This window comes from Croceibacterium selenioxidans (assembly GCF_018599195.1).
Taxonomy (GTDB): Bacteria; Pseudomonadota; Alphaproteobacteria; order Sphingomonadales; family Sphingomonadaceae; genus Croceibacterium_A; species Croceibacterium_A selenioxidans.
The window spans coordinates 162,965-185,476 of sequence record NZ_JAHFVK010000001.1; the positions used below are offsets into that span (position 1 = coordinate 162,965).

At 63.8% G+C, this 22,512-nt stretch carries 18 protein-coding genes; 6 read left to right on the forward strand and 12 right to left on the reverse strand.

Features of this window, described 5'->3' with window-relative positions; all coding sequences use genetic code 11:
- Positions 1-112: 112 nt before the first annotated feature.
- The 3 genes from KK137_RS00840 to KK137_RS00850 are packed head-to-tail and all read left to right on the forward strand — an operon-like array spanning position 113 to position 2,651.
- Positions 113-1,150 carry a LysR substrate-binding domain-containing protein gene (locus KK137_RS00840; protein ID WP_214534031.1) on the forward strand — a complete coding sequence of 346 codons (1,038 nt, stop codon included), beginning with the start codon at positions 113-115 and terminating at the stop codon, positions 1,148-1,150.
- Complete coding sequence (gene sorA, locus KK137_RS00845; RefSeq protein WP_214534032.1) at positions 1,147-2,343, forward strand: SorA family sulfite dehydrogenase catalytic subunit; 1,197 nt, start codon at positions 1,147-1,149, stop codon at positions 2,341-2,343. The genes KK137_RS00840 and sorA overlap by 4 nt, the downstream gene beginning before the upstream one ends.
- Entirely contained in the window at positions 2,340-2,651 is a 312-nt protein-coding gene (locus KK137_RS00850) for a cytochrome C (protein WP_214534033.1), read from the forward strand. The genes sorA and KK137_RS00850 overlap by 4 nt, the downstream gene beginning before the upstream one ends.
- Before the next feature lie 133 nt (positions 2,652-2,784).
- On the opposite strand, the gene KK137_RS00855 is transcribed toward KK137_RS00850, so the two are convergent.
- The 10 genes from KK137_RS00855 to KK137_RS00900 form a co-directional block, all read right to left on the reverse strand.
- A complete protein-coding gene (locus tag KK137_RS00855) occupies positions 2,785-3,765 on the reverse strand; it encodes a hypothetical protein (protein WP_214534034.1) in 981 nt (326 codons plus the stop codon).
- Positions 3,765-4,559 (reverse strand): hypothetical protein, encoded by a 795-nt coding sequence (locus KK137_RS00860; protein ID WP_214534036.1) that lies wholly within the window; start codon positions 4,557-4,559, stop codon positions 3,765-3,767. The genes KK137_RS00855 and KK137_RS00860 overlap by 1 nt, the downstream gene beginning before the upstream one ends.
- Before the next feature lies 1 nt (position 4,560).
- Positions 4,561-4,980, reverse strand: a complete 420-nt coding sequence (locus KK137_RS00865) for a DUF6152 family protein (RefSeq protein ID WP_214534038.1) — start codon at positions 4,978-4,980, stop codon at positions 4,561-4,563.
- Positions 4,981-4,991: 11 nt separating this feature from the next.
- Positions 4,992-7,457, reverse strand: a complete 2,466-nt coding sequence (locus KK137_RS00870; protein WP_214534040.1) for a TonB-dependent receptor — start codon at positions 7,455-7,457, stop codon at positions 4,992-4,994.
- A 44-nt stretch (positions 7,458-7,501) separates the two neighbouring features.
- Positions 7,502-8,773, reverse strand: a complete 1,272-nt coding sequence (locus KK137_RS00875) for an SMP-30/gluconolactonase/LRE family protein (RefSeq protein ID WP_214534042.1) — start codon at positions 8,771-8,773, stop codon at positions 7,502-7,504.
- A gap of 179 nt (positions 8,774-8,952) precedes the next feature.
- A complete protein-coding gene (locus tag KK137_RS00880) occupies positions 8,953-9,786 on the reverse strand; it encodes a DUF6644 family protein (RefSeq protein WP_214534043.1) in 834 nt (277 codons plus the stop codon).
- The gene (locus KK137_RS00885) at positions 9,783-10,421 is read right to left on the reverse strand and encodes a DUF6644 family protein (protein WP_214534045.1); all 639 of its coding nucleotides are present in this window, start codon (positions 10,419-10,421) and stop codon (positions 9,783-9,785) included. The genes KK137_RS00880 and KK137_RS00885 overlap by 4 nt, the downstream gene beginning before the upstream one ends.
- A 123-nt stretch (positions 10,422-10,544) precedes the next feature.
- Complete coding sequence (locus KK137_RS00890) at positions 10,545-11,267, reverse strand: Crp/Fnr family transcriptional regulator (protein ID WP_214534047.1); 723 nt, start codon at positions 11,265-11,267, stop codon at positions 10,545-10,547.
- The gene (locus KK137_RS16715; RefSeq protein WP_214534049.1) at positions 11,264-11,635 is read right to left on the reverse strand and encodes a response regulator; all 372 of its coding nucleotides are present in this window, start codon (positions 11,633-11,635) and stop codon (positions 11,264-11,266) included. The genes KK137_RS00890 and KK137_RS16715 overlap by 4 nt, the downstream gene beginning before the upstream one ends.
- 98 nt (positions 11,636-11,733) lie before the next feature.
- The gene (locus KK137_RS00900) at positions 11,734-11,919 is read right to left on the reverse strand and encodes a hypothetical protein (protein ID WP_214534051.1); all 186 of its coding nucleotides are present in this window, start codon (positions 11,917-11,919) and stop codon (positions 11,734-11,736) included.
- A 243-nt stretch (positions 11,920-12,162) separates the two neighbouring features.
- Here KK137_RS00900 and KK137_RS00905 point away from each other — a divergent pair, with 243 nt between their 5' ends.
- Complete coding sequence (locus KK137_RS00905; protein ID WP_214534057.1) at positions 12,163-17,523, forward strand: HAMP domain-containing protein; 5,361 nt, start codon at positions 12,163-12,165, stop codon at positions 17,521-17,523.
- 50 nt (positions 17,524-17,573) lie between these two features.
- Positions 17,574-19,511 carry a response regulator gene (locus KK137_RS00910; protein ID WP_214534059.1) on the forward strand — a complete coding sequence of 646 codons (1,938 nt, stop codon included), beginning with the start codon at positions 17,574-17,576 and terminating at the stop codon, positions 19,509-19,511.
- Positions 19,512-19,584: 73 nt separating this feature from the next.
- On the opposite strand, the gene der is transcribed toward KK137_RS00910, so the two are convergent.
- Positions 19,585-20,976 carry a ribosome biogenesis GTPase Der gene (gene der, locus KK137_RS00915; protein ID WP_214534061.1) on the reverse strand — a complete coding sequence of 464 codons (1,392 nt, stop codon included), beginning with the start codon at positions 20,974-20,976 and terminating at the stop codon, positions 19,585-19,587.
- A gap of 209 nt (positions 20,977-21,185) precedes the next feature.
- Complete coding sequence (locus KK137_RS00920) at positions 21,186-21,623, reverse strand: VOC family protein (protein ID WP_214534063.1); 438 nt, start codon at positions 21,621-21,623, stop codon at positions 21,186-21,188.
- 94 nt (positions 21,624-21,717) lie between these two features.
- Here KK137_RS00920 and KK137_RS00925 point away from each other — a divergent pair, with 94 nt between their 5' ends.
- Entirely contained in the window at positions 21,718-22,470 is a 753-nt protein-coding gene (locus tag KK137_RS00925; RefSeq protein ID WP_214534065.1) for an SIMPL domain-containing protein, read from the forward strand.
- Positions 22,471-22,512 lie beyond the last annotated feature (42 nt).

The window sequence follows — 22,512 nt, forward strand, 5'->3', positions numbered from 1 at the left end:
CCGGATGCTGCTCCTCTGAATTGGCGGGTGGTATGGTGGCGCGAACACAGAAAGTGCGTGGAGTCAGCGGCTTGAATGTCCGTCGCGCCCCCTTCATCAAGGCGGGCACCCTATGAACTTCCAGCAACTCCGATACATTCGCGCTGCGGTTCAGAACGATCTCAACCTGACCAAGGTTGCCGACGGGCTCTTCACATCGCAGTCGGGCGTCAGCAAACAGATCAAGGAGCTCGAGGCCGAACTCGGGATAGAGATTTTCGTCCGCCGGGGCAAACGCCTGGTCGGTCTGACGGAGGCGGGGCACAGCGCGGCCGAAGTGATCGACCGCCTGCTGCAGGAGGCCGAGAACCTCAAGCGCCTGTCCCAGCAGTTCGTGCAGGCCGATAAGGGCCGCCTGACGATCGCGACGACGCACAACCAGGCCAACTATGTGCTGCCGCAAGTGCTTGTCCGCTTCAGCCGGGAATTCCCCGATGTCGAAGTGGAGCTGCGGCAGGGCAGCCCAAGCGCGGTGGTCGATATGCTGCTGCGGGGAGAAGCCGACATCGGCGTGGCGACCGAAGCGGTCGATGGCGAGTTGGGCCTCCAGACCTTCCCCTGCTTCACCTGGGAGCACGTGGCCATCGTCCCGCACGAGCATCCGCTGGCGCGGGTCAAAGCGCCCACATTGGCCGATCTCGTGCGCTACCCGATCGTCACCTACACGCCGGAATTCACCGGTCGCTCCAACATCGACGCGGCTTTCGCCAGCGCAGGGCTACAGCCCGACTTTCATCTCTCCGCCGTCGATGCGGACGTGATCAAGACCTACGTCAAGCTCGGCATGGGGGTGGGGATCGTGGCGCAGATGGCGATCGAGAACGGGCCGGACGACGCCTTCGCGACTGTCGCGGGGTCCAACAAGTTCTTCAAGGCGTCGAGCACCAAGATCGCCATTCCCCATGGCGCTCTGCTGCGAAACTACACCGGTCGCCTGATCGAACTGCTGGCCCCGCACCTGGACGCGCGAACGTTGAAGGACTCCCGCAGGCACACGACGGTTCACCAGCCGGATATCCTGCGGTCCTTTGTCGACAGACACGACCTGCGCTTCGGCGCTGGGCCGCGTCCGATCCTGAAGAGCGCCATTTCCGGAGCCAATCCCGCATGACATTCGTACAACGGCGGGGCTTCCTCGTCGGGGCAGCCGCATCCGTGCTGTCCGCCCGCGCCCTTGCTCAGGAGCGCATCGTCCAACCCTTCGCGAACGGCGAGCGGCCCCTGGTCCAGCTCCCACAGAAGCGGCCGCTGATCGGGCTGACAGCCCGTCCGCCCCAGCTGGAGACCCCATTCGAGGTCTTCAACGAAGGAGTGCTGACGCCGAACGATGCCTTCTTCGTCCGCTATCACCTCTCCGGTCTGCCCAGCACCATCGACCCAGCGACGTTTCGGCTGACGATCGGTGGGCTGGTCGACACGCCGCTAACCCTGTCGTTGGCAGACCTCAAGACGGGCTTTCCCGTCCAGGAGATCGTCGCGGTCAACCAATGCTCGGGCAACAGCCGCGGCTTCTTCGAACCGCGCGTAGGCGGCGGGCAGCTCGGGAATGGCGCGATGGGCAACGCCCGTTGGACCGGAGTGCCGCTCAAGGCGCTGCTCGATCGTGCAGGTGTCAAAGCCGGGGCGGGGCAAGTGACCTTCAACGGCCTCGACAAGCCGCCGCTCGATACGATCCCCGACTTCGTGAAGGCGCTGGACCTTGATCACGCGCGCGATGGCGAGGTGCTGGTCGCCTTTGCCATGAACGGCGCCGACTTGCCGTTCCTCAACGGCTTTCCGCTACGGCTGGTCGTGCCGGGCTATTACGGGACCTACTGGATCAAGCACCTCAGTGAGATCAACGTCGTAGAAGGCGTATTTGACGGTTACTGGATGAAGACCGCCTATCGCGTGCCCGACAACGACTGCAATTGCGTCGAACCGGGAGGCAAGCCTGACAAGACCCGGCCGATCAGCCGCCTCAACGTCCGCTCGTTCGTCACCAGCCACTGCGACGGCCAGGTCGTGCCGGAGACGGGGAGCACCGAATTGCGGGGCATCGCCTTCAGCGGAGGCGAGGGTGTCGCGCGAGTGCTGGTGTCGACCGATGACGGCGGGACTTGGCAGGAAGCCCGGCTTGGCGAGGATCTGGGCCGCTACTCGTTCCGCGAGTGGCGCTTGGGGTCGAAGCTTGGCAAGGGCCGTCATCCGATCAAGGTGCGGGCATTCAGCCAGAGCGGTGCCACTCAACCGCTCGACCCATTGTGGCAGCCGGCCGGCTACATGCGCAATGTGGCCGAGACCTTGACCCTGGAGGTCGCATGATCCGTCCCCTCGCCATCCTGCTCGGGGCCGGCACCTTCGTTCTGAGCATCGCCACGGCCGCCCAGCCGGTGACGTTCGATTTTCCGATCGGCGACACCCCGACAGAACTTGCCGACGCAGATGCTGAGGTCGTGGTGAACCATTGTTCGAGTTGCCATTCGCTCGACTACATCACCACCCAGCCGCGCGGCAAAGGGGCTCAGTTCTGGAAGGACGCGGTGACCAAGATGGTCAACGTTTACAAGGCCCCCCTGACGCCTGAAGAGGCCGACGCCGTCGCTGCGGCTCTGGCTCTCAAGTTCGGGTAAAAGAACCACCTCACCACCGGCAAAAGAAGAGCGGGACTCCGTGGTATCGGAGCCCCGCCCAAGTTCGAATCCGGCTGGGAGAGAGGATGCCTTGAGGAAACTCAGGCGGGCCGGATCCGGGGAAATCCTGGCGTCAGCGGGCGATCACTGACCCTTCGAACGGAACGCCCACGGCGCCACCACCGAAGGGACCGTTGTTCTCGACACAGATCCGCTCGTGATGCTCGTAGCGCGGTGTGCCGCCGGCGATGTTCACCGGCTGGACGTCGAAGTGCCAGCCATCGGGCTCGTCCGCGTCGGTGTAGCGGCGGGCGGGGATGGTTGCCGTCCAGGGACGGGTGTAGACCGTGGGATCGGTGAACGTCGCGACGTAGTTGAAGCGCTTGCCGTCGGCATCGAAGATATAGCGTTCCTCGACCGTGCCGTTCTCGCTCATGAAGTCGCCGTAGCGTCCGAACAGCGCCTTGCCGTTGTTGTTGCGCACACTGACGACCAGGGTGTTGCCTTCCCAGTGGCCGCGGGAGTCCCCATTCCACAGCTTGATCTTGTCGGAGAGAGGGGCGCCGTCTTCAAGGCGGATGATCCGGTTGCCGGAATCGAACAGCAGCACGACGTAGCCCGGATACTGCCGGAGCTCATAACCGTGCCACATGAACGATTTGGGGACGCCAGCCGGAGCACAGCGGGCGAGGGGCTCGATGTATTGCGGCTCGGTCGGGTTGGGAAAGTTGTGTGCGAAATCCGCCTGCAGCGCCCGGGCTTCGGGACGGTAGGGGATCTCGCCGTCCGCAGGATCCGACACGCGGCTGGGCGCCCGCTGATCGCGCGGCAGCTTTGCCGTGCCGGAGGGCTCTCCGGGAGGTCCCGCCTGCGGGTCGGTGAAATTGCTGTGGTTCGAGATCGTGTTCGACCAGAACCCCTGCACGTCCGGCTGCCCGTCAGCCAGCCTTGGTCCGGTCCACTCGCCAGAGGCGATCGGAATGACTTCCTTGCTCCAGCGAATCCCCGGCGCGGTCGGCTGGGGAGCCGGGGCGGGGGTCTGCTGGGCGAGAGCGATTTGGGGCAGCGCGCCGACCGTCAGCAGGAGCGCGGCGGTCAAGATCCGACGAGCCATTATTGTCCGTCCTTATGGTGCGGGTAGTACTGCTCGTACTGGAGCGTGAAGCAGTAATCCTCGATGAGCTGGAAGTTGGCGTCGCGCCGGCGGTGCAGCAGGACGTCGATCGTCCAGGGCTTGCTGTAGACCTTCGGGTCGTCGAGCGTTGCCGAATAGGCAATCGTGTCGGGGTCGACGAAGCGCCAGCGCTCGACCACATGCAGCTCCTCGCTGTGGTAGTTGCCCGCGCGGTCGAGCCAGGTCTCGGGGTTGAAGTCGGCCACGTCGACAACAAGCGTGTCGCCTTCCCAGTGCCCACGGGAATCGCCGAGCCAGAACTCCTGCTGCTTTTCCTCCGGGTGGTCCGATCCGTTGGTGGCGATCGTGCGGACCTGGTTTCCGAATTGGTGGACCAGGGTCACGTCATTGTCGCGCTGGAAGATCTGGAACGGCGCCGGGTAGTAGACCCCCCGCGGCACTCCCAGGACCCAGCACTTGAGCCGGGGATCGTCCTCGGCACGTGTCTCGAAGTTGCGCGACCGCTGCTCCAAAGCACCCGGAAGGTACGGGATCGCCCCGCCTTCCACGACGCCCGGCCCAGGCGGCGCATCGCGCCGTCCCGAGTGGGGCTCGAGGTCGTAGTCGGCCTCGCTGAGCGTCTGCCAGATGCCCGAGAAGTCGGGCTTGCCACTGGCGAGCCGAGGTATAGCGACCGGATCCTGCGCCTGGATCGGGCCGGCCGTCAGCGTGACGGCCGCCATTGCGGCCGCAGCCAGCAGCCCACGGCTACTGCGCTTGAGAACCTCCAGCATGTCAGAACGCCGGAGTGGGAGCATCAGGCGCGCCGCCGGTCTTGATCTTGCGGCCGTCGGGAAGGGCAATCGCCCCGGCATAGCCGAAGGCCCCACCGTTCTTGGCGCGGAAGCCCGCTAGCTTGATCTTGGTGCCGAAAGCCACGTCCGCCCGGCTCAGGCCGCTGGCCTTGAGCGAGCTGGGCGTGCCGAACTCAAAGCCCCAGTTGGTGACCGAACCGTCACGGTTCTTCACGTCGAGGTAGATCCAGCTATGCGGATTGACGAACCGGGCCCTGGTGACGGTGCCTTCGACCACAAGCGGCTTGGAAGAATCGAACTCGGCCGCGAAGGCGTGGTGGGCCAGGCTGGGTATCGAATACCCGGCGCCGACCGCAGCCAATGCAAAGCCCACGAGGGATAAGTGCAAACGCGTTTTCATAGGGGTGCTCCTTAGAAGGTCGCTCGGACAACAGCGTTGATCGTGCGGCTGGGGCCGATGCCGTCGTAGCCAACCGGTGCGTTGTTGCTGAAGTCGTTGATGCTGGTCGTGTACTGGACGTCGAACAGGTTCTTGGCTGCGATGCCGATCTGGGTACGAGCGCCCGCGATCTCGGTGATGATGCCGATGCCGGCGTCGGTCAGATGATAGGAGTCCTGCCAGCCATAGGGCGACAGCAACTGCTCGAGGTTGTGCTTCGAGCGGTAGGTGTCGTTGGCATAGGCGTAGAACGACACGCCCGAGGAGCCGACTTCTCGTTCGAAGTTGAAGCCGATGATGCCGACCCACTTAGGCGCGCCGACGATCTGCTTGCCGGTGTTGTCGCACGTCGGGATGCTCGAGGGGAAGGCCCGCGGGCAGGTGGCGTTGGCCCAGTCCGTATAGACCGCGTCGTTATAGGCCCCGCCGAAGTTGATCGTCAGACCGTCGAACGGCGTTAGCGTACCATCGATCTCGATGCCCTGGGCGCGGATTCCGGGAATGTTGCCGAGGACCGAGCTGAACCCGGTCGAGGAGTTGGTATCCGCTATGCTGGTGACAGCCTGATAGTCGCGAACCTTGGTGTAATAGAGGTTGGCGCTGAGCCACAACACGTTGTCGAAGAACTGGCCCTTCACGCCGAGTTCGAAATCCGTCGTCTTTTCGGGAGCGACGTTACGGCGGGTACCGTTGTTGTCGAACGCGACCGCCCCGGATTTGCCGCCGCCGCTGGCCGACGCGTAGAACAGCACGTCTTCGGTGATCTTGTAGCTGGGATTGATCAGCCACGCGAAGGCGCCGTCGTCGATGGGTTCGCCGATTATCGTCTCGAAGGGCGTCTGCAGCTGCGCCGCCCGGATCGCGTCGGCGATGGGATCGCCGGTCGAAACCAGGGGCGATCCGTCCTCGGTGCCGATGGTCTTCGTGGTTGTGCTGGTCTTCTGCTCGCGGGTGTAACGAAGGCCGGCGGTGAGGCTCGCCCGGTCTGTGATTTCCCAGTTCGCCTGGGCGAACACCGCCTGGCTGTTGGAGATCGGATGCTGGTTGCTGATGCTCTGGGTATTATCGAGCGCCTCCTGCAGCAGCAGCCAACCGGCCGGATTGTTCAGCGCGTTGTACTGCGCGTTGGTGGCGAAGAACGCCCCGGCATCCCGACCGAAGCGGCTGCGGCCGTTCGTGTCGGTCTCGATCCGCATCAGGTAGAGACCCGCCTGGTAATCGATCGTGTCGGTGATATCGCCGGTGAAGCGGAACTCCTGCGAGAACTGTTCGGTGTTCACCAGTGAGCCGCTGCGCGCGATCGGGAAGCGGGTCTGCTCCTGGTCGTTGGTCGCGTCGAAGTGGAACCAGCGGCCGGCCGTGATCGACTTGATCTCGACTTCGCCGACGTCCCAGGTCGCGATCAGCGATCCGCCGTAGTTACGGGTGACCAGCGGGAGCGCTTCGTCGATGTCGATCGTATCCCACGATCCGATGATCGGAGTGTAGGGCTGGAAGTAGCTGCGGGCGAGGCGGGTCGAATAGGTGGTCGTGCGGACCGAGCCGTCGTTCAGCGTCGTCGGATCGACCATGAACGGCTTGGTGTTGCTGCGCTCGTCGGTCTCCGCGCCGTCGACATTGAGCCTGAGCGAGAAGTTGTCGCTCGGCTCGAGCAACAGCTGGAAGCGTCCGCCCCAGCGGTTCTGTTCGTGCCACCGGCCGCCGACCGCGGGATTGACGTTGAGGATGTCGCCGTCCTGGTTGTCGTAGAAGAACGATGCGCGGAAGGCGAGCAAGTCTTCGATCAGCGCATCGGAGAAAGAACCTCGGGCCTTGAAGGTGTTACGGTCGAGCCCGCCTTCGACCTCAAGCGTGCCTTCGGGGGTGAATGACGGCAGCTTGCTGGTGTACTTGATCACGCCCAGCGAGGTGTTCTTGCCCAGCAGCGTACCTTGCGGGCCGCGCAGGATCTCGACCTGTGCAAGGTCGGTGAAGTCCTGGTACGTCATGCCCACGTGATCGAGGAACACGTCGTCGACGATCACGCCGACGGCGGCCTCCATGTTGTCGTTGCCGCTGGTCTTGCCGATCCCGCGCAGTGACACGCCAGTACGGCGCGCGTTCGGTGTGGTCGCAGTCAGGCCCGGCGCGCGCTGGGTAATGTCGGCGACGGTGAAGACATGCTGCTGTTCGAGCGTCGCGGCGCTGATGACCGAGATCGGAATCGGCACGTCGACGAGCGATTCCTCGCGGTTCCGCGCGGTGACGATGATGATATCGCCCTGCGGTGCTTCGCTAACTGTTGTGGCGGGCGCTTCGGTGTTCGTTGCCGCGGTGGTTTCCTCCGCGGCGAGGGCGGCCTGCGGGAGGATGGCGGCTAGCGCGGCGGCGCTCGCCAGCCACGACGCGCGGGCACGGGGTCGGCGCGACGCGCCCGACGGATGATTGTTGTTTTTCATGATCTTATTGTCTTTCCGGGCGGGATGAGAGGGAGGACCGGGGGCTATTTGCCGGGCCGGTCGACGCCCTTGGTCAGCGTCTTGATGCGGTAGACCGAGCCACGGCCGACCACGTAGAGCTGCGAGCGGTCTGCCCCTCCGAAGGCCAGGTTCTGCGGCTGTTTCGGCAGCGCGATGACGCCTAGCGGCGTTCCCTCTGGCGAGAATACTTCGACACCAGCGCTGGAGGCGACATAGACCCGACCCGATGCGTCTACGGCGACCCCGTCCGCTCCGCTGGTGGGACCTTCGGGCGCGTTCCGGAAACCGGCGAGCCGGGCGAAGTCGTGCCGTCCGGCCAGGCTGCCGTCCGGCTGGACGCTGAAGGCGATCAGGTTTTCACCCCAGGTATTGGCGACGTAGAGGGTCTTCTCATCCGGGCTCAGGGCAACGCCGTTCGGGCGCGGGATGTCATCGGTGACGAGCCTCACCTGTCCGCGCGGGTTGAGCCAGTAAAGCCCCGTCTTGGCCGGGACTCGGGGAGCGGGGGTTCCCGCCGCCGGCGGCGCACCCGGGTCCGAGAAGTAGATGTTCCCCGTGCGGGCTAGCGCAAGGTCGTTGGGACGGTTGAACGGCTTGCCCGAATAAGCAGCCGCAAGGACGTTGCTCGCCGGCTGCAACTGCGCGACACCAGGAGTGGTGGTCTGAACGGCGAGCAATTCGCCTTTGGCGCCGACCGCGAGCGAGTTCGCACCGCCGGTCTTTTCGAGATAAGTTGACACCGAGTTGTCCGGAGCAATGCGGACGATGCGGTCGGCCCGGTTCTCCGTGAAGATGATCGAGCCATCGGTTAGCGCGACCGGCCCTTCGGTGCCGTCGAACCCTTCGCGGATCACCTCGACCCGGGTGCCGGCGGCCACGACACCGTCGATGGCCGGAGTGGTGAACAGCTTGCCGTAGAGAGTGCCGCCCTCTGCGGCGTAGTTTTCAACTCCGACGACGCCGGTGACCGAGTAGCCCTGAGAACGAAGGTAGGTCGCCGCGCGCTTGGCCCGTCCGGCGTGATTGGAGATCGTGACTACGCTCCGGTCGCGCGGGATGTAGGGCAGGAAACGGTCGAGTTCCGAGACCTGGATGTTGAGATAGACTGGGAGGCTACCGATGGCGGCGATTTCATCCGCCCGGCGCAGGTCGATGAAGGTCACCTTGTCGGGCGCGGCGAGCAACTGGTCCACTTGCTGCCGGTTGAGCACGTTCTCAGCCTGCGCAGGTCCCGCTTGTGCTGACGATTGGGAAAGCGCTGGATGCGTAAAAAGCGCCGTCGAGCTGACGCCCATCGCCAAAAGCGCAAATGATGTGCGAGTTGCTCTAAGGAACGCTTTGTGGCGAAATGACTTTTCTGTGTTACGCATCATACCCTCATCAACTTGGTGCGAGGGATATATTTTGCTTCTAGGGGTGCGGGAACGAATGCATTGGCATGTTAATATGCCAAATCGGCATATAGGCTCGCGTCTTAGCTGAATCCAATCCAGCGGCCCGCCGCGGCGACAGAGATCCAGGCGAGGGTCGAGGCGAAGGCCGGCAGCCTGTGAAGGCCGGCGGCGGGTTCGCCGCGGGACCGGGCCTCGGCCAAAGCTACTCCCAGGGCGACAGCTAACGCCGCGCCAACGGTGGCAAAGTAGACCGACTGAGCGACCGCCAAATCGTGGCGCGCGGCCGGCCAAAGCTCGGCCAGCACCAGCCCGCCGCCCACGATCGCCGCGACCGCGACCAGATAGACCCGGCGGTAGTGTCGGGCGAAGGCTGCGAACAGTCCAAATCCGGCAAAGGCCACAAGCAGGGCTCCGGCCCGAATGCCGCTGGTCGAGGCGAACAGCAGGAGCGCTCCTGCCCACAACACCAGAGCCGCGACGGCGAGCGCCGTGGCCCGACCGCGGCGCTCGGTCGGTTCCTGGCGAACCAGCTGTGAAACGGCGAGGCTAAACAGGATCGCCGCGACGAGCGCGACCATTTTCACGAAGAACGCCGCGCTGGCGAGCAGGCCACCTGCGGTCGCAACGGCCATGACGATTCCGGTAAGGATCGTGCCGACGATGCCGCCCCACAACCAGGGCCGGGTGGCGCGCTCCACCTCGCGGGCCGGGACCCTCTGCAGGGCCACGCCGAGCAGCCGCAGATTGAGCGCAAAGACGGCGCCGCCAAGGACCGCAAGCGAGAGCAGGTGCAGTGTCTCGACCGCCGCGAAAATCCAGATGGTCTCGTTGATCTGCTTGATAAGCGGGGTTCGCGATAAGCTGAGGACGGCGTCCGAAAATCCAGGCGTGAGGTGGTGAAAGCTGAAGCTCATACCGCGAGCTCCTGCTCGGCATGGACCAGCGTGGTCTCGAACTCGGTGCACTGGGCGAGCTCTGCGATAACGCCTGTGGTCTGGCCGCACCTGAACCAGTCATAGGCGGCGTAACGCCCCGTGACGATCACGGCGATCCACAGCACGATCGAAATACCGGCCGACACCCTGGCCGCCGTCGGCGGGCGGTCCCTGGCGTCCCATTTCTCCCGGTCCGCCTGGACGCGCCAGTGGAAGATGAAGATGTTGAGCGCGGCGGCGACAAGGAACACCGCTTTCACGCGAAAAACTGGATTGTGATAGTACTCCAGCGGATTGGCGAAGAACAACGCGGAGCCGGTCAGAACCATGATCGCGAAGCCCGCGACAGTGTAGGGCAGCACGGTATCGGCAACGGCCGAAACGGGAACCTTGCGCAGGACCAGCCCTAGAAGGCGCATGTCGACGAACAGGATCGTTCCGGCGAATAACATCAAGGTGAGGACGTGCGCGCCTTCGAGCAGCATCCACAGATGCTCCGAACTCTGCAACTGGGTGCTCCAAGACGTATCGGCCACCGCACGTCCCGCGGAGTCGACCTCGGCACCAAGCTGGTACTGGAGGTACGCCATGGCTTCGGACAGGTGTAATGACATGGAAAAGCGCCGCCGTGAGCGAGCCGTAGGGCTCGGGATCGGGTACGACTAATCGGTCACCAGGGTTCGCTGAACGAAGGGTTCGTCATATCCTTCGCATGGTTGGTGCTTTGGCGGGTGGGCTTAGCGGGCCGCTGTGACCCTGGTCGGAACCCGGCCGACCTTGCGTGCCAGCAACGCCGGATCCTTGATCGTGATCCATCCCGCGCGCCATTGAAGGTCGTCTTCGCGGCGAACCACCTGAATTGTCCTATTGAGATGGACCGGGGTGAGGCCAAGGGCGTCGGAAAGCGTTTCCTGGGTAACGGGCAACTGGAACCGGCCGTTTTGGGCGAGTCCGGCGAGCGCCAGGCGCTCCTCGATCTCCAGCACAAGATCCAGCAAACGCTCTCGCGCGCTCATTCGGCCGAGGCGGGTGATCTGCGCGAGAAGATAGGCCTCCTCCAGCGCGTTGCTGACCCGATAGGCATGCTGCAAGGTCTCCGAGATATCTGCCGAGGGAGCCGCGCAGATTCCCAGAGATGTGAGTGACATCAGACCCGAAACCGCAAGCGGTTCCGGATGATGGCAAATCCCGAACAGGTCGCCGGGGAGGACAAAGCTGATCAACTGGCGACGCCCGTCGGCGAGGAGGCGGTAGCGGGCGGCAAGCCCGCTGACGACCAGCATCGCCTTGGCAATCTTTTGACCTTCCTTGACCAACTCCCGACCCGGAGGCTCCAGAATCGAGGTCGAAATGCTGCTCTCAAGGGCAGCAGCGGCCTGGTCATCGAGCCGCCAAAGCGCGTCAAGCCGCCTCACGGGGGCCCGCGCACCGTTCTGCGGGGTACCTAACAAGACTGTCACCCTTGGGACTCGTCGAGCAACATGCCCAAGGCGAGCACAACGGCGTCCATGCGAAACGGTTTCGCGAGGTGTGGCACGGCCTGGTAGCCTTCAGGCAGCGACCAGCCATCATAGCCGGTCAGGAACACGTACGGAACGGCTCGCTCGGTCAAAAGGTCCGCGATCGGGTAGGAATTCATGCCTTCCAGGTTCACGTCGAGCAGGGCGGCATCGAGCTTCAGGCTCGCCAGATTAAGTCCTTGGGAGACGTTGCCCGTCGGGCCGATCACCTCAGCCCCTTCGTCTTCAAGGACTTGGCACAAATCGGCTGCGATAAAGTACTCATCCTCGACCACAAGGATGCGTTTGCCCGAGAGTTTATCCGCCACTGCTTGTCCTCCCCGAGCACTTTTCCAAGCTCCCCTCTCGATCCAACAGCAAGGAGATCCGGGACCGACCTCCGCCACCGCCGAAGTCGAGCCGTTTTTCAACCAGCCAATGGCAGGGCGGTGCTTGCTTGATCATTCCACGTCAGATCCATCACGCGGTCGAAACGGCACTGCCAGAACCCCTTGTTCCGCCAGATAATATTGAGTTGGCAGCCTCCGCCATGATGCATGTTAAGAGTCTGGCGAATTTCGAAAGCGGCCTTCGTGGTGTGTTCGATCGGCATCCGGACAAGTCTTGACCGCGGGAATCCAGCTACGAATTGGCGGATAATCCACTTTAATCCGCATGTTAGGCGGCACGGTTGCGCAAAGTACTTCGCAAAACCGTTCTAACTTAAATCAAAGTCGACGATCTTTCGCATCGCGTCCGGGAACTCGAAGTGGGATTCCCGTTTTGTCGCCGTTGGGGGCGTGTTTCGCGCATCCGGCATTCTCGCGGGGGGCACGTGAATAAGCAAACTCAGCCTATGGAATTCTCGCGCAACCGGCGTGAACTCATCGTCGCTCTTCGCCGCTTTAGACGCGGCGATTTTTCTGTCCGACTCCCTGAGGAAGAGGGCGATCCCGACATAGAGATCGCCACACTGTTCAACGAGGTCGTGTCGCTCACCCAGCAGATGACCGGCGAGTTCGAACGCGTATCGCGGATCGTGGGCAAAGAAGGCAAGATCGGCCAGCGCGCCAAGGTTCACGGTGCGACCGGCGGCTGGGAGACCAAGCTCCGCTCCATCAACGAGCTGATCGACGACATGGCGCAGCCGACGATCGAAGTGGCCCGTGTGATCGGCGGCGTGGCGAAGGGCGACCTTTCGCAGACCATGGCGACGGAGGTCGACGGGCGGCCGCTCAAGGGCGAGTTCCTGCGCATCGGCAAGGTCGTGAACACCATGGTCGACCAGTTGGCCAACTTCACCTCCGAGGTGACACGCGTGGCGCGTGAGGTGGGTACCGAGGGCAAGCTCGGCGGGCAGGCAAGGGTGCGCGGTGTCGCCGGTACCTGGAAGGACCTGACCGACAACGTCAACCTGATGGCGGCGAACCTGACCGGTCAGGTGCGTAACATCGCCGAGGTGACGACGGCGGTGGCGAGCGGCGACTTGTCCAAGAAGATCACCGTCGACGTGAAGGGAGAAATTCTCGAGCTCAAGAACACCATCAACACCATGGTGGATCAGTTGAACGGCTTCGCTTCCGAAGTGACCCGCGTGGCGCGCGAAGTGGGTACCGAGGGCAAGCTGGGCGGCCAGGCCCGAGTGCCGGGGGTTGCCGGGACCTGGGCCGACCTGACAGAGAACGTCAACTCGATGGCGGCAAACCTGACCGGTCAGGTCCGCAACATCGCCGAGGTGACGACGGCGGTGGCGAGCGGCGACTTGTCCAAGAAGATCACCGTCGACGTAAAGGGTGAGATTCTCGAGCTCAAGAACACCATCAACACCATGGTGGACCAGCTCAACGGCTTCGCCTCGGAAGTGACCCGCGTCGCGCGTGAGGTCGGCACCGAGGGCAACCTGGGCGGCCAGGCCAGAGTGCCGGGGGTTGCCGGGACCTGGGCCGACCTGACAGAGAACGTCAACTCGATGGCGGCGAACCTGACCGGCCAGGTGCGCAACATCGCCGAGGTTACCACCGCCGTGGCGCGGGGTGACTTGTCCAAGAAGATCACCGTCGAGGTGCGGGGCGAAATCCTTGAGCTCAAGGACACCATCAATACCATGGTGGACCAGCTCAATTCGTTCGCTTCGGAAGTGACGCGTGTGGCGCGTGAGGTCGGCACCGAAGGCCGGCTGGGCGGGCAGGCGCAAGTCGAAGGCGTCGGCGGGACCTGGAAGGACCTGACGGACAACGTGAACGCCATGGCGGGCAACCTGACCGGCCAGGTCCGCAACATCGCCGAGGTGACCACCGCCGTGGCGCGCGGCGACTTGTCGAAGAAGATCACGGTCGACGTGAAGGGCGAAATCCTCGAGCTCAAGATCACTATCAACACGATGGTGGACCAGCTCAACTCGTTCGCTTCCGAAGTGACCCGTGTGGCGCGCGAGGTCGGTACCGAAGGACGGCTAGGCGGTCAGGCGCAAGTGGAAGGCGTCGGCGGGACCTGGAAGGACCTCACGGACAATGTGAACGCCATGGCGGGCAACCTCACCGGCCAGGTGCGCAACATCGCCGAGGTGACGACCGCGGTGGCACTGGGTGACCTCTCCAAGAAGATCACCGTCGACGTGAAGGGCGAGATTCTCGAACTGAAGAACACCATCAACACCATGGTGGACCAGTTGAATTCGTTTGCTTCAGAAGTGACCCGCGTGGCGCGCGAGGTCGGCACCGAGGGGAAGCTCGGCGGGCAGGCACAGGTGCCCGGCGTCGGCGGGACCTGGAAGGATCTCACGGACAACGTGAACGCCATGGCGGCCAACCTCACAGGTCAGGTGCGCAACATCGCCGAAGTGACGACGGCGGTGGCGCTCGGTGACTTGTCGAAGAAGATCACCGTCGACGTGAAGGGTGAAATTCTCGAGCTCAAGAACACCATCAACACCATGGTGGATCAGCTCAACTCGTTCGCCTCCGAAGTGACTCGCGTGGCGCGCGAGGTCGGCACCGAGGGCAAGCTGGGCGGGCAGGCGCACGTGCGCGGCGTCGCCGGGACCTGGGCCGACCTGACCGACAACGTGAACCTGATGGCGGACAACCTGACCGGCCAGGTGCGCAACATCGCCGAAGTGACGACGGCGGTGGCCAAGGGCGACTTGTCTAAGAAGATCACCGTCGACGTGAAGGGCGAAATTCTCGAGCTCAAGAACACCATCAACACCATGGTGGACCAGCTGAACTCGTTCGCTTCGGAAGTGACTCGCGTGGCGCGCGAGGTGGGCTCGGAAGGCAAGCTCGGCGGTCAGGCGCAAGTGCCGGGGGTCGGCGGCACCTGGAAGGACCTCACGGATAACGTGAACTTCATGGCGACCAACCTGACCAACCAGGTGCGCGGCATCGCCGACGTCGTGACCGCGGTTGCCCAGGGCAACCTCAAGCGCAAGCTGACCTTCGACGCGAAGGGCGAGATCGCGGCGCTGGCCGAAACCATCAACGGCATGATCGAGACGCTTTCGACCTTCGGCGATCAGGTCACCAACATGGCACGCGAAGTGGGCGTCGAAGGCCGGCTTGGCGGCCAGGCGCGCGTTCCGGGCGCCGCCGGCCTGTGGCGCGATCTCACCGACAACGTGAACCAGCTCGCGGCGAACCTGACCAATCAGGTGCGCTCGATCGCCGACGTCGCCACCGCGGTGACCAAGGGCGACCTCACGCGCTCGATCTCGGTCGAGGCTTCGGGCGAGATGGCCGCGCTCAAGGACAACATCAACGAGATGATCGGCAACCTCAAGGACCAGACCTTGAAGAACGCCGAGCAGGACTGGCTCAAGACCAACCTCGCGCGCTTCAGCCGCATGCTGCAAGGCGAGCGCGACCTGACCACGATTTCCAGCCTGATCATGAGCGAGCTCGCCCCGCTGGTTAACGCCCAGTACGGCGTGTTCTACGTGGCCAACGAGAACGAAGATGGTCCCACGCTGGACCTGGTCGCCACCTACGGGGCCGACCGCCGCGACGAGCTCAAGAAGTCGTTCGAACTGCGCGAGGGCCTGATCGGACAGGCGGCGGCCGACAAGCGGCCGATGCGGCTCAACAAGGTCCCAGGGGACTTCATCAAGATCGGCTCGGGCCTTGGCGCCGCTGCTCCGGCGAACATCAATATCCTGCCGGCGCTGTTCGAGGACGAGGTCAAGGCCGTCATCGAACTCGCCTCGTTCGAGGAATTCAACGAGACCCACCACACCTTCCTCAACCAGCTCATGGAGACGGTCGGCATCGTGCTCAACACGATCGCGGCAACCATGCGCACGGAAGAGCTGCTCAAGGAATCGCAGCTCCTGACGCAGGAGCTGCAATCGCGGCAAACCGAGCTGACCCGCAAGCAGGAAGAACTCCACGCCACGAACGAGGAACTGCAGGAAAAGGCCCAGCTCCTCGAGAACGAGAAGCGCCAGGTAGAAGCCAAGAACTTCGAGATCGAAATGGCCCGCCGCGCCGTCGAGGAGAAGGCCGAGCAGCTGGCCCTGACCTCGAAGTACAAGTCGGAGTTCCTGGCCAACATGAGCCACGAACTGCGCACTCCGCTCAACTCGCTGCTGATCCTCTCGAAGATGCTGGCCGACAATCAGCAGGGCAATCTGAACGAGAAGCAGACCGAGTTCGCCCGGACGATCCATTCGGCCGGCACCGACCTGCTCACTCTGATCAACGACATCCTCGACTTGTCGAAGGTGGAGTCCGGCACCGTCGCGATCGAGATCGGCGACATGTCGCTCGCTCGCCTGCGCCAGCACCTCGAACGGACGTTTCGGCAGCTTGCCTCAGAGAAGCAGCTGGAGTTCGAGGTCGACTTTGCCGAGGACCTCCCGGCGACGATCCGGACCGACGAGCAGCGGCTGCAGCAGATCGCACTCAACATGCTCTCGAACGCTTTCAAGTTCACTTCGAACGGCCGGGTCACCCTGTCGGTGCGCAAGGCTCGCGAGGGGTGGAACAGGTCTCATCCGATCCTCGGCGATGTCGAAGAGGCGATCGAGATCGCGGTCAGCGATACCGGCATCGGTATTCCCGAAGACAAGCAGAAGCTGATCTTCGAAGCCTTCCAGCAAGCCGACGGTACCACCAGCCGCAAGTACGGCGGTACGGGCCTGGGGCTTTCGATCAGCCGCGAGATTGCCAGCCTCCTGGGCGGTGAAATTCACGTCCGTTCGACAGTTGGCAAGGGATCGACGTTTACGCTCTATGTCCCGTTGAGGTCGCCCGGGATCGCGCCGGCACTGGCCTTGCCGACAACTGGCGCCGCCGACGACGAAACCTCCCCTGCCGCGCGCGACACGATTGCCGACGACCGGGATGAGCTGCAGGGTCAGCCCTTCGTCCTGATCGTCGAGGATGATCCGACGTTCGCTCGCGTGCTGCTTGATATCGTCCATGAGGGACCGCTCAAGGCGGTCGTCTCCACGGCGGGATCGGGGACTCTCGCGATGGTGCGCAAGATGCGGCCGAGCGCGATCACGCTCGATCTCGGCCTCAGCGATATCGACGGCTTCGTGTTGCTCGACCTGCTGCGGCACGACCCGGACTCGAGCGACATTCCGGTCCATGTCATCTCAGGTGCGGACCAGGCGTCGCACGCGCTCAAGTTGGGGGCAGCAACGGTGATCCAGAAGCCCGCCGATCGCGAAGAACTGGTCGCGCTCTTCGGCGCTATTGCCCAGTCGTTCGAGTCCGGCCCGAAGCGCCGCCGGAGCAAAAGCACAAAGCGCCAACGAGAGGAAACGCTGGCTCCGCCGGAGGGGACGGCCCTTGCAGGCAAGCGGCTGCTCATCGTCGACGATGACATCCGCAACATCTACTCGCTGGCGAGCGTGCTCGAAGCTCAGGGCGCGGAAGTGCTGCACGCGGAGCGCGGCCAGGAAGGCATCGCCCTGCTCGAAGCCAACCCCGATATCGATGTCGCGTTGATCGACATCATGATGCCGGAAATGGACGGTTACGAGACCATGCGGCGCATACGGACCAACCCCGCACTGGCGGGCATTCCGCTGATCTCGGTAACCGCCAAGGCGATGAAAGGCGACAGGCAGAAGTGTCTCGATGCCGGCGCGTCGGACTATATTTCAAAGCCGGTCGACATCGACCTCCTGCTTGCCCTCCTGCGGGTCTGGATCGGGCGGGCGGAGGTCGGCACCGCTACGCCCTCTCCTATCGTCGTCGAGGACGTTGCGTGAAAAAAGCGGGTTCAAATCTGAAGCGCGCCGGCGCGCCCGCTCCGGAGGCTATGCCGCGCGCCCGTATTCTGCTGGTGGATGATGACGAGCGCAACCTGCTCGCTCTGTCCGAGGTCCTCGAACCGATTGCCGACGTAATCACCGCGACCTCCGGACGGCTCGCTTTACGAGAGCTGTTGAAGGGCGATTTCGCCGTCATCCTTCTCGACGTGTTCATGCCCGAGATGGACGGGTACGAGACCGCGTCGCTGATCCGAAAGCGAGCACAGACGGCACGGATTCCGATCATCTTCCTGTCGGCAGTCAACAAGGAGACCGAGCACCTGATGCGCGGCTACGCGATGGGCGCGGTCGATTACGTCTTCAAGCCGGTCGATCCCATCGTACTCAAGTCGAAGGTCGCGGTGTTCGTCGACCTGTTCCAGCTCCGCCAGCAAGTCGCGACGCGTGCGTTGGCGGAGCAGGAGTTGCGTGAAGCTACGCTCCGGGCAGAGGCCGAACGGCTGGTCTACGAACGGGAGCTGCAGCAGACGAGGTTGCAACAGGCCCTGATCCTCGAGGCCCTGCCGCTGGCGGTGTACGAAGCCAGCGTAGATGAGGATGGCAGGCCCCTGCGTCGCTTTGTGGGCGGCGATATCGCCAAGTTCGCCGGCGCTGATGCCGACTCGCTGCTTTCCGGAGAGCTGCGCTGGGAAGACCGCATTGTGAACGGTGACCCTGCAGAGCCGGAAACGGGGACGTCCGTCTCCCAGTACCGTTGGTCCCGCAGCGACGGGTCGGTGATCCATGTCATCGACCAGCGTGTCAGACCCGGTGGCGACGACGGCGTGTGGGTCGGCACGCTGATCGACGTCAGCGCCCAACGCGAACTGGAGCAGCAGCTCGTCCAGTTGCGCAAGACCGAAGCGCTCGGCCAGCTGACCGGCGGGGTCGCGCACGATTTCAACAACCTGCTGGCCGCCGTTCTCGGTGGGCTGCGCCTGATCGAGGGCCGGGTCGAGCTGGGTATCCGCGAACAGCGGATCTTCGAACACATGCGCCATGCGGCGGAGAATGGCGTCGAACTGGTCCGCCGTCTCATGGCCTTCGCGCGCAAGCAGGAACTGTCGCCTGTTGCGATCGAACCGGCGAAATTGTGCGATATCGTTTCCGGTCTCGTGGACCACGCGATCGGCGAAACGCTGTCCGTCGAATGGGAGGTAAATCCCAATGGACTCCGAATCTTTGCCGACGAGGGCCAACTTGAGCTCGCCCTCGTCAACCTATTGATCAACGCGCGCGATGCCATGACGAATGGGGGCAAGATCAGCGTCGAGATCGAGGAAGTCGCACGGCCGGACGGACTTCGGGCGCGAGACGGGGCGCCCCATTGGCTCAGGATCAGCGTGTGCGATCAGGGAGTCGGGATCCCCGCGGAACTGATCGAACGGGTCACCGAACCCTTCTTCACTACCAAGGGGCCGGGCAAGGGCACCGGTCTTGGCCTGTCGATGGTCGCGGGCTTTGTCGAACAGTCGGGTGGATTGTTCCGCATCGTCAGCGAGACGGGCACTGGCACGCAAGTCCAGATGACCTTTCCCGCGACGAAATCCGACGCGCGCAACGCGGCCGCGGCAACGACGGGTGACGAGCGGACGAATCTCGTGGGTTCGGTGCTGGTGGTGGACGACGACGACGGAGTGCGCATGGTCGTGTCGGAGCAGTTGCGCGATCTTGGACTCAACGTGTCGGAAGCCGAAAATGCCGAGCGCGCGCTGGCCTTGCTACAGAATGAAGGGGCCGCCGAGTTCCTGCTGACCGATTTCTCCATGCCGGGAATGGATGGCTTGAGCCTGATCATGGCCGTCCGTGGCCGCTGGCCGCAGATGCGGGGTGCGATCATGACCGGCAATCCCAAGGGCAAGCTCGCATCCTGCGACCCGCAGATACCGGTGATTCACAAGCCCATCGACATGGGCGAGCTGAAGCGGCTTCTGACGGCAGCCTGACCTCGGTATCGGCGCTCGCGCCGATATTGCGCCTCAGAACTGCGGTGAGACCACCTGTGTCGACGTGATCCGATCAGTCCTTCGAGAACGGATTCTTCGGGCTGCGCATCGTCAGTCGTACGGGTACCGCGCCGAAACCCAGCTCCTTGCGGATCGAATTGACCAGATAGCGCTCGTAGCTCGCCGGAAGATCATCCAGGCGGGTGCCGAACACCACGAAGCTCGGCGGGCGAGTCTTGATCTGGGTGATGTAACGGAGCTTGATTCGCCGGCCACCTGGGGCAGGCGGCGGATTGCTATCCATCGCATGGTCGAACCAGCGGTTGAGCGCGGCGGTTGGGACGCGCCGGCTCCACTGTTCACGCAAATCGAACGCGGCGCCGAGCATCTGGTCTAGGCCCTTGCCGGTCATGGCCGAGACGGCCAGCAGCGGCACGCCTTTGAGCTGCGCCAGTCCTTCGTCGAGTGCGGAGCGCACGCCGTTGAACAGGCTGCTGGCGTTCTCTGCCACGTCCCACTTGTTGATCGCCAACATCAGCGCGCGGCCTTCCTCGAGCACCAGGTTGGCGATCTTGAGGTCCTGCACTTCTAGACCGCGCGTGGCGTCGAGCAGGAGCACGACGACTTCGGCAAAATCGACCGCGCGTCGGGCGTCGGCCACGGCGAGCTTTTCCAGCTTGTCGTCGACCTTGGCCTTCTTTCGCATTCCCGCAGTGTCGACCAACTTGATCGGGCGGACCTTGCCGTCGCGCGGGTCGGTCCATTGCCAGTCGACCGCGATCGAGTCGCGAGTGATGCCGGCTTCGGGGCCCGTCAGCAGCCTGTCCTCCCCGAGCAGGCGATTGATCAACGTCGACTTGCCCGCATTCGGCCGTCCGACGATGGCGAGGTGAAGCGGAGCGTCGGGATCGGGCTCTCCTTCCTCGTCTTCTTCGAACTCGTCTTCGACCGGCTGCTTGTCGGCGATCAGCGGTACCAGGGCTTCGTACAGATCGGCGATCCCTTCGCCGTGTTCGGCTGAGACGGGAACCGGCTGGCCCAGGCCTAGCGAATAGCATTCGAGGATGCCCGATTCCCCAGCGTTGCCTTCGGCCTTGTTGGCAATGAGGACGACCGGTACTTCCTGCTCCCGCAACCAGCGGCCGATCTCTTCGTCGAGCGGGGTCAAGCCGGCGCGGGCGTCAATAACGAACAGCGCGGCGTCGGCACCCTTGAGCGAGACTTCGGTTTGCGCGCGCATGCGGCCGGGGAGGCTGTCCGGCTCCTCGTCCTCCCAACCGGCGGTATCTACCGCCTGGAACTCGAGGCCGAGCAATCCCGCCTCGCCAAAACGGCGATCGCGCGTGACGCCGGGCTGGTCGTCGACCAGCGCCAGCTTCTTGCCGACCAGCCGGTTAAACAGCGTCGACTTGCCGACATTGGGCCGGCCAATGATCACGACCTGGGGGAGGGGGGCCTTTGCCATGAGGTGCAGGTGACGAACCGGGCGCCGCTTGGCAAGCGAAACGGGAATAAATCCTCCCTCCGGCGGAGCCATTGGGGAACGGAACCATCCGCGAAGAGGAGGGTAGAGGGCCCGGCGAAGCCAACCGCCGCAAGCGCGACGGGTCCCTCCCTCGGCCGAATGCGGTGACTGCCACCTCCCCATCGCTGCGCGACAGGGAGGATTTCGGCTTACCAGCTGCCTGTGTTCTCCATGCTCGCCCAGGGCTCCTGCGGCTCCAGATGGCCGTCCTGCAGCAGTTCGATAGAGATGCCGTCGGGCGTCTTGACGAAAGCCATGTGTCCATCCCGCGGGGGACGGTTGATCGTGACGCCGGCGTCCATGAGTCGCTGGCAGGTGTCGTAGATGTTGTCGACGCGATAAGCGAGGTGACCGAAATTGCGTCCGCCGCTGTATTCTTCTGCCGGACTGCCGTCTTCGGGCGGCCAGTTATAGGTCAGCTCCACCTCGGCGACATCTTTCTGGCCCGGACCCGCGAGGAAGATCAGCGTGAAGCGGCCCTTCTCGCTCTCCATCCGGCGGGTTTCCTCGAGTCCGAGCAGCTTGAAGAAGCCGACCGTTGCGTCGGGATCGCTGACGCGGATCATGCTGTGGAGGTACTTGGTCATCGGGAACAAACTCCATTCGTCTAAGTTAAAGCACGGTTCATCGCCGCAAGAGCACAAGCAACCCGGGTTGCAGTCCGTTCAGGGAGCACCGTTCATGTCCGACGATAGCCAAGTGGTACCCCCATCCGCCACCGGTTTCTGGCATACCCCTTTCACGAAGGTCGCCCTCGGTGCCTCAGGCATCCTCGCCGTAGGCCTGATCGTTGGCGGATACCTGCTGGGTGACGGTCTCACTCGGGCCCGAGAAGCCGATCGATCGGTCACTGTCCGCGGTCTGGCCGAACGGGACGTGATGGCCGACCTGGCAACTTGGACGATCGCCTATTCGGCCACTGCCGAGGACATGGCGTCGGCCCAGGCCAGCGTCGACCGCGATACGGCGGCGATCGTGGCGTTCTTCAAGGAGCTCGGCTTTCCCGATGACGCCCTCCAGCCCACCGGCGTCAATGTCTCGAGCTATACGCAGGATGGCGTGACCCGTTTCACCGTCCGTCAGCGGATGACCTTGCGCACGACCGACATCGCCCGGGCCCAACGAGCCGTCCGGCGGCAGTTCGACCTGGTTCGTCGCGGCGTGCTGTTGGAGGAGGGCTCGGGCATGGCCTACACCTTCACCAAGCTCAATGACATCAAGCCGGAAATGGTCGCCGCGGCGACGAAGGATGCGCGATCGGCCGCGGAACAGTTTGCCAAGGACAGCGCAACCGGAGTTGGCGGCATCAAACAAGCCACGCAAGGCTATTTCGAGATCACCGGGCGCGACGGCGATGGTGGGGGCTGGGGCGTGGCCGACACGCCTTACAAGCGGGTGCGCGTGGTCACCACGATCGACTTCTACCTGCGCTAAATGAAAAGGCCCGCGCCGTTGCCGGCGCGGGCCTCCTCGTGA

Coding starts and splice junctions, on each gene's coding strand:
- KK137_RS00870 (WP_214534040.1), bottom strand. CDS start 7,457: ATGAAAAACAACAATCATCCGTCGGGCGCGTCGCGCCGACCCCGTGCC.
- KK137_RS00910 (WP_214534059.1), top strand. CDS start 17,574: ATGCCGCGCGCCCGTATTCTGCTGGTGGATGATGACGAGCGCAACCTG.
- KK137_RS00850 (WP_214534033.1), top strand. CDS start 2,340: ATGATCCGTCCCCTCGCCATCCTGCTCGGGGCCGGCACCTTCGTTCTG.
- KK137_RS00865 (WP_214534038.1), bottom strand. CDS start 4,980: ATGAAAACGCGTTTGCACTTATCCCTCGTGGGCTTTGCATTGGCTGCG.
- KK137_RS00880 (WP_214534043.1), bottom strand. CDS start 9,786: ATGAGCTTCAGCTTTCACCACCTCACGCCTGGATTTTCGGACGCCGTC.
- KK137_RS00875 (WP_214534042.1), bottom strand. CDS start 8,773: ATGGGCGTCAGCTCGACGGCGCTTTTTACGCATCCAGCGCTTTCCCAA.
- KK137_RS00855 (WP_214534034.1), bottom strand. CDS start 3,765: ATGGCTCGTCGGATCTTGACCGCCGCGCTCCTGCTGACGGTCGGCGCG.
- KK137_RS00925 (WP_214534065.1), top strand. CDS start 21,718: ATGTCCGACGATAGCCAAGTGGTACCCCCATCCGCCACCGGTTTCTGG.
- KK137_RS00885 (WP_214534045.1), bottom strand. CDS start 10,421: ATGTCATTACACCTGTCCGAAGCCATGGCGTACCTCCAGTACCAGCTT.
- sorA (WP_214534032.1), top strand. CDS start 1,147: ATGACATTCGTACAACGGCGGGGCTTCCTCGTCGGGGCAGCCGCATCC.
- der (WP_214534061.1), bottom strand. CDS start 20,976: ATGGCAAAGGCCCCCCTCCCCCAGGTCGTGATCATTGGCCGGCCCAAT.
- KK137_RS00840 (WP_214534031.1), top strand. CDS start 113: ATGAACTTCCAGCAACTCCGATACATTCGCGCTGCGGTTCAGAACGAT.
- KK137_RS00900 (WP_214534051.1), bottom strand. CDS start 11,919: ATGCCGATCGAACACACCACGAAGGCCGCTTTCGAAATTCGCCAGACT.
- KK137_RS00860 (WP_214534036.1), bottom strand. CDS start 4,559: ATGCTGGAGGTTCTCAAGCGCAGTAGCCGTGGGCTGCTGGCTGCGGCC.
- KK137_RS00920 (WP_214534063.1), bottom strand. CDS start 21,623: ATGACCAAGTACCTCCACAGCATGATCCGCGTCAGCGATCCCGACGCA.
- KK137_RS00905 (WP_214534057.1), top strand. CDS start 12,163: ATGGAATTCTCGCGCAACCGGCGTGAACTCATCGTCGCTCTTCGCCGC.